This window comes from Vibrio sp. Vb0349, from assembly GCF_033338975.1.
This window is the reverse complement of record NZ_JAWOTS010000293.1, coordinates 1-1,217: the sequence shown is the minus strand read 5'-3', so window position 1 is coordinate 1,217 and position 1,217 is coordinate 1. Positions and strand designations below refer to the sequence as shown.

Here is a 1,217-nt window from a genome sequence, read left to right as displayed (position 1 = left end):
CTCTAAGTAACGGCGTAATAAATCCAGCGCTGCGGTGCTGATCACTTTCACTTGGTCGTCACGTTGATACTTTTTCGCTAACTTATAAGACGCGCCCCATTCACCTGATGGTGTAGACAAAGCGACAGAAAATACCCCACCTTCAACCTGTCCGGTCACTAATGCTAAATCGGTAGCGCACTTTTCGCGAGTCGCTCCCGCTAACGCAAATGTCGCAGCCAATGGATCGCCCTCATGGTTTACAGTTTGGTTACGCCCTGCCAGCACCCAACCGTGACCCAATTGCTTTTCTGCATTTTCATCACTGTTTAACCAGTAGGTTAAATATCCAGCACTGCTTTTTTCAGACACAGAAAGTGTGAGATCTTTATCCGCCAGCAGTTGTCCTACATGCTCAACCATCGGAAGGTCGATGCTAACCGTATTGCTTTCGAGGTGCTTGTTGATCAACTGCATCAGCTTCAAACGTTGTTCAAGCTGATCTGCCGGGCCAAACAGCTTCACTTCAATAAAAGGCAGATAAGAGCGATACCCAAGCTCATAGCCTTGTGGCAGTTTTAACTGATCCAACTTATCCGAGATCCCAGATTCAGAAAGACCAAAAGTGTAGATTCGACTACAGCATGAACCTTTTACATCAGGAAATACTCTTCGAAGATCAGGCAAAATTTGTGTTTCTGCCATCAATTTGAATTCGCTTGGTACACCAGGAGTAAAATAAAAAATCGCGTCATTGATCAGCATTTTAAAGCCACATGCCGTGCCAATAGGATTGTCTAAAATTTCTGCGGTTTCAGGTAGCATGGCTTGTTTTAAATTGCTATCAGGCATAGGAATGCCACGCCGAGCATACATGCTCTCCAGTTGCTCTAGCCATTCTTTAAACAACACCAGTTTGCACTCAGCTGCTTTCGCTGCCGCTGCGGCGCTCATGTCGTCGGTCGTTGGCCCCAATCCACCGTTAACAATGACTACGTCATTGTTGAAGCTCAGCATTAAAAACTCTTCGATTAAGCTCGACTGCTTGTCTCCCACAGTGGATCGTTTGGTTAAGCCAAACCCATGCTGATAAAACAAACTCGACAACCACGCCGCGTTAGTATCAACAATATCTCCGTGAAGCACTTCCTCACCAGTACTTAGCATTGCAATTTTCACAACTGACTCCTGAACATAAGCACAATTCTATTTCTATACGGAGCACTTATATCGTTTTC

At 45.3% G+C, this 1,217-nt stretch carries 1 protein-coding gene; it reads right to left on the bottom strand.

Features of this window, described 5'->3' with window-relative positions; translation table 11 throughout:
* Nucleotides 1-1,158, bottom strand: a 1,158-nt coding sequence (locus R7Q47_RS25300; RefSeq protein ID WP_318090086.1) for a CinA family nicotinamide mononucleotide deamidase-related protein, incomplete at its 3' end; no start/stop codon positions are given.
* Nucleotides 1,159-1,217 lie beyond the last annotated feature (59 nt).